This is a genomic window from Streptococcus sp. GMD1S (genome assembly GCF_000296875.1).
Classification (GTDB): domain Bacteria; phylum Bacillota; class Bacilli; order Lactobacillales; family Streptococcaceae; genus Streptococcus.
In genome coordinates, this window is sequence record NZ_AJQY01000056.1 from 1 (window position 1) to 5,957 (window position 5,957).

Consider the following 5,957-nt stretch of genomic DNA (forward strand, 5'->3'; position numbering starts at 1 on the left):
AGCAAGTGCTGAAAATGCGGATGTTACTGTAGTCCAAGCAAGTGCAGCAAACGGCATGCGTGCAAGCATCTATGTTCAACCAAAAGATGGTGGACCTCTTCAAACCTATGCAATTCAATTCCTTGAAGAAGCACCGAAAATTGACCACTTGAGCCTACAAGTAGAGCAAGCTGACGGTCTTAAAGAAGACCAAACGGTGAAATTGTCTGTCCTTGCACACTATCAAGACGGAACACAAGCAGTTTTACCAGCAGATAAAGTGGCCTTCTCTACAAGTGGTGAAGGGGAAGTCGCGGTTCGTAAAGGAATGCTTGAGTTGCATAAGCCAGGAACAGTCTCTCTCAAAGCAGAATATGAGGGGGCTACAGGTCAAATCGATCTCACGATCCAGGCCAATACTGAGAAAAAAGTAGCCCAATCTATCCGCCCAGTAAATGTAGTCACAGATTTACATCAAGAACCAAGCCTTCCAGCTACAGTGACAGTAGAGTATGACAAAGGTTTCCCTAAAGCCCACAAAGTCACTTGGCAAGCCATTCCAAAAGAAAAACTCGACCACTATCAAACCTTTGAAATTCTAGGTAAAGTTGAAGGTCTGGATCTTGAAGCGCGTGCTAAAGTATCTGTAGAAGGCATCGTTTCAGTTGAAGAAGTCAGTGTGACAACTCCAATTGCAGAAGCACCACAATTACCAGAAAGCGTTCGTACCTACGATTCAAATGGCCACGTTTCATCAGCTAAGGTTACTTGGGATGCGATTCGTCCAGACCAATACGCCAAGGAAGGTGTCTTTACAGTTAATGGTCGCCTAGAAGGTACGCAATTAACAACTAAACTTCATGTTCGCGTATCTGCTCAAACTGAGAAGGGAGCAAACATTTCTGACCAATGGACCGGATCAGAATTGCCACTGGCCTTTGCTTCAGACTCAAATCCAACTGATCCTGTTTCAAACGTCAACGATAAATTGATTTCCTTTAATGACCGCCCAGCTAATCGTTGGACAAACTGGAACCGTACTAATCCAGAAGCTTCAGTTGGTGTCCTATTCGGAGATTCAGGTATTTTGAGCAAACGTTCAGTTGATAATCTAAGTGTCGGATTCCACGAAGACCACGGAGTTGGTGTACCGAAGTCTTATGTGATTGAATATTATGTCGGTAAGACCGTTCCAACAGCCCCTAAAAACCCTAGCTTTGTAGGTGAGGAAAACCATGCCTTTAACGATCCTGCAAACTGGAAAGAGGTAAGCAATCTCAAAGCACCAGCTCAATTAAAAGCTGGAGAAATGAATCATTTCAGCTTTGATAAAGTTGAGACCTATGCGGTTCGCATTCGTATGGTTCGACTTGATAGCAAGAAAGGAACGTCTATCACAGAAGTACAAATCTTTGCAAAACAAGTCGCAGCAGCCAAACAAGGACAAACAAGAATCCAAGTTGACGGTAAAGACTTAGCAAACTTTAACCCTGATTTGACTGACTACTACCTTGAGTCAGTAGATGGAAAAGTTCCTGCAGTAACAGCAAGTGTCAGCAACAATGGTCTCGCTACCGTCGTTCCAAGCGTTCGTGAAGGTGAGCCAGTTCGTGTTATCGCGAAGGCTGAAAATGGGGACATCCTAGGAGAATACCGTCTACACTTTACAAGCAATAAAGACTTGCTCTCTCGTAAACCAGTTGCCGCGGTCAAACAAGATCGCTTGCTACAAGTAGGGCAACCGCTTGAATTGCCAACTAAGGTTCCTGTTTACTTCACAGGTAAAGACGGTTACGAAACAAAAGACTTGGCAGTGGAATGGGAAGAAGTTCCAGCAGAAAATCTGACTAAAGCAGGCCAATTTACTGTTCGAGGTCGTGTCCTTGGTAGTGATCTTGTTACTGAGTTCACTGTACGAGTGACAGACAAACTTGGTGAAGCTCTTTCAAATAACCCAGAGTATGATGAAAATAGTAACCGCGCCTTTGCTTCAGCCACTAACGACATTGATAGAAACTCCCATGACCGTGTGGACTATCTTAATGACGGAAATCATTCAGAAAATCGTCGTTGGACAAACTGGTCTCCAACACCATCTTCTAATCCAGAAGTATCAGCAGGTGTGATCTTCCGTGAAAATGGTAAGATTGTAGAACGGACTGTAGCGCAAGCCAAACTTCACTTCTTTGCAGATAGTGGTACAGATGCCCCATCTAAACTCGTTTTGGAACGTTATATTGGCCCAGAGTTTGAAGTGCCTACCTACTATTCTAACTACCAAGCCTACGATGCAGCTCATCCATTTAACAATCCAGAAAATTGGGAAGCTGTGCCTTATCGTGCGGATAAAGACATCGCAGCTGGTGATGAAATCAACGTAACATTTAAAGCTGTCAAAGCCAAAGCCATGAGATGGCGTATGGAGCGCAAAGCGGATAAGAAGGGTGTTGCGATAATTGAGATGACCTTCCTTGCACCGAGTGAATTGCCTCAAGAAAGTACCCAATCAAAAATTCTTGTAGATGGAAAAGAACTTCCTGACTTCGCTGAAGATCGTCAAGACTACCAAATCACCTATAAAGGTCAACGTCCAAAAGTCTCAGTCGAAGAAAGTAATCAAGTAGCTTCAACAGTTGTAGATAGTGGAGAAGACAGCCTTCCAGTACTTGTTCGTCTTGTTTCAGAAAGTGGAAAACAAGTCAAGGAATACCGTATCCAGTTGACTAAGGAAAAACCAGTTTCTGAGAAGACTGTTGCTGCTGTACAAGAAGATCTTCCAAAACTCGAATTTGTTGAAAAAGATTTGGCCTACAAGACAGTTGAGAAAAAGGATTCAACACTGTATCTAGGTGAAACACGTGTAGAACAAGAAGGAAAAGTTGGTAAGGAACGGATCTTCACAGCGGTTAATCCTAGTGGAAGTAAGGAAGAAAAACTCCGTGAAGTGGTAGAGGCACCGACAGACCGCATCGTCTTGGTTGGAACCAAACCAGGAACTTCTCTTCCAGAAGACGAAGTGAAGAATCTTGTCCTTAACAGACCAGAACTTGTAATCGAAGAAGAAACAATTGATTTCAAGGTTCAGGAACAAAAGAATGATCAGCTTCCAGCAGGTCAAACTCGCATCCTTCAAGAAGGAAGACAAGGTATCCGTGTTCACTTAATCGAAGTTGAAAATGGCAAGCGAACTGAAAAAGAAAGCTATGATAAAGTTATGGCTCAGAATCGCATCGTCGAAGTTGGTACAGCTGGTGAAACGACCAAACCAGTACCTCAAGAAGCAACAAAACCACAAGTATCAGAAAAAGCAGATACAAAAGAAATTGCTTCAAGTAAAGCTAATCAAGCTCAAAAAGAGCAGTTGCCAAATACAGGAAGTGCAGCAAGCCAAGCAGCAGTAGCAGCAGGTTTAGCTCTTCTCGGTTTGGGGGCAGGATTAGTCGCCACTAAAGGCAAAAAAGAAGATTAGAGGCACTAGCTAGAATATGAATCTAGCGGTGACTAAGAAAGACCAGGTTTTCCTGGTCTTTTTTATGACAGAAAAATCATTTAGTAATGTTGGCATAAACAATGCCATTCTAAAAGACGTATTTAAATAAGTGAAAATGCATTTTTAAAATAAAATGTGCAAAAAAATACTGTTTATCGTATTTGTTTTTAACTGGTATATACTGGCTTGTCAACGAGTAAATTTAAAGGAAAAGGATCATTTCTTAATAGAGAGAAAAAAATAAATTATTCTGTAAAAATTTGTTTGATAGTCCTAGCCTTTTTTTCGATAGTATGATAAAATGTGGTTGTAATGTAGTTAATACGGTTCATTTTTAAAAAGGTGAACGGTGATTAGTTGGGGACAATCAATTAGCTTACAATTACATTGTACATTTACAATTGAATATTATGAGAAAGGAAGATCACATGAACAAAAAAATAAGATCTTGGATTCAGATCGTTATTCTTTGTTTGGGAGTTATTCTCCAATCATTTGCTCCTCTGACGCAAGTACGTGCGGCAGAGTATAATGATGTTATCACTAGTGTAGGTGTTGAGAACAAATCTGGTGAAGCATTAACGCAAGGATTGGATATTTGGCAAGAATTCCGTCTTACTGCAGATTTTGTTTTGCCAGATAATACGGTGCATGAAGGTGATACAACAACACTTCAATTGCCATCAGAGATTGCATTTTCAAACTCTTCAGACATTGAATTACGAGATGCTTCTAACAATCTTGTAGCTACTGGTCGTTTAGATGCAGCTAGCAAAACAATTACTCTCACTTATACAAAATTTGTTGAGAATAATTCTGGCGTTAGGGGGAAATTCTTTGTCTATGTCCGAGTTGACCATGACGTTGTTTCAGAAGAAAAAGACGTTGATGTCAACATTACTGTAGGACATAGAGTTCTATTTGCAGGGAAAATCCGTTATAACGGCCCTCCAGGGAAATACGACTCTAAAATTGAAAAGAGTTCCTTCCAATTCAAGGATGACGAGAAAAATGTAATCCGTTATAACATTACTGTAAACCGCAATATGGCGAACTACAGTGATGTCACTATCAAAGATGCTTTCTCTTCTCCAAATATGACATTCCTACCAGATACTTTTCGTATTTACAAAGTAGATTGGAGTTGGAATAACGGAGACTGGAAATGGACTAATGCTCAGGATATGACCGAAACCTTTAAAAACCAACTAGTGGTAAATGCGAATGGTGATGGTTTCACCCTTCCTTTAGGAGATACTAATGGTTTTGGTTATATGATCGAGTATCGAGCTAAAGCGAATTATGATCTAGTCGATGGTGAGGAAATCACGAACGTAGCCAACATGAGCTACAATGGTAGTGAGAATGAACAATCAACCAGCACACGTACCTACCAGATTGCAGGTGGTGTTGCGGAAGGATATGTTTTCACCATTAAAATTCATAAGGTAGACGAAGCAGGCCAACCATTGCAAGGCGCAGTTTTTGAAGTAATTCGTGATCGTAACCAAGCTGTTGTTGGACGATTGACAACAGGTCCTGATGGTAACGCTAGTGTAGGCAAATTGTTGCGAGACAACTATACAATTCGTGAAGTAACGGCTCCTCTTGGCTATGACAAATTAACTGAAGATATTAAAATTTCTCCAGATGAGTTTGGTTCAGACAAATCAGTAGAACGTCGAATTGAAAATAAGAAGACACCTCCGAAGACTCCAATTGAAAAAGAGATTACTTTCAAAAAGGTGGATCCAAATGGAAAAGAAATTCCAGGAGCGGAACTGAAAATCTATAGTGGAGATACAGTCAATCTTGAAGAGGCACCTGTTGCAGACTGGACTACTGTAGCTGACACTTCTAAAGTGATTAAGCTGGCACCAGGGACCTACACTCTAAGAGAGTTCAATGCTCCAGAGGGATATCAAATTGTAGGAGATATTACTTATACTGTTAATGCTGACGGTTCTATCACTATTAAGAATAAGGGAGCTGATGACACTGTTCTTGCAGCTGGTCCAGTTCTGACTATTACCGATAAAGAGGATACTAGTCCAAAACCAATTACCTTCAGTAAGGTAAACCTTGGAGGAAATGAAATCCCAGGTGCACAGATTAAGATCTACAAGGGCGACAAGGCAGAAGGTACAGCCGTAGAAAGCTGGACTTCAACTGACCAACCTAAGCAACTGAATCTTGAACCAGGCATCTACACCTTCCATGAGGAAGCCGCTCCAACTGGTTACCTCAAAGTAACGGATATCACTTTCCAAGTTAAACCTAACGGTACTGTTGAAGTGACAAAAGTAGGTGAAAAAGATTCTAAAGGCGAAGACAATCGTGTTGTAGCCCAAGATTCAACTCTGACAGTTACTGATAAAGATGACGATGTAGCTCGTAAAATCACGTTCAGTAAAATTAGCCTTGGTGGGGTTGAAATCGCAGGTGCCCAAATCAAGATCTACAAGGGCGATAAGGCAGAAGGTACAGC

The 5,957-nt window shown here is 41.2% G+C and carries 2 protein-coding genes; both read left to right on the plus strand.

What is annotated here, in order from left to right; genetic code table 11:
• A partial coding sequence (locus GMD1S_RS06385) for an Ig-like domain-containing protein (RefSeq protein ID WP_000851591.1) occupies nucleotides 1-3,448 on the plus strand: 3,448 nt, incomplete at its 5' end.
• A 449-nt stretch (nucleotides 3,449-3,897) separates the two neighbouring features.
• Nucleotides 3,898-5,957 (plus strand): SpaA isopeptide-forming pilin-related protein (locus GMD1S_RS06390; RefSeq protein WP_001035136.1); only part of this gene is annotated, 2,060 nt, incomplete at its 3' end.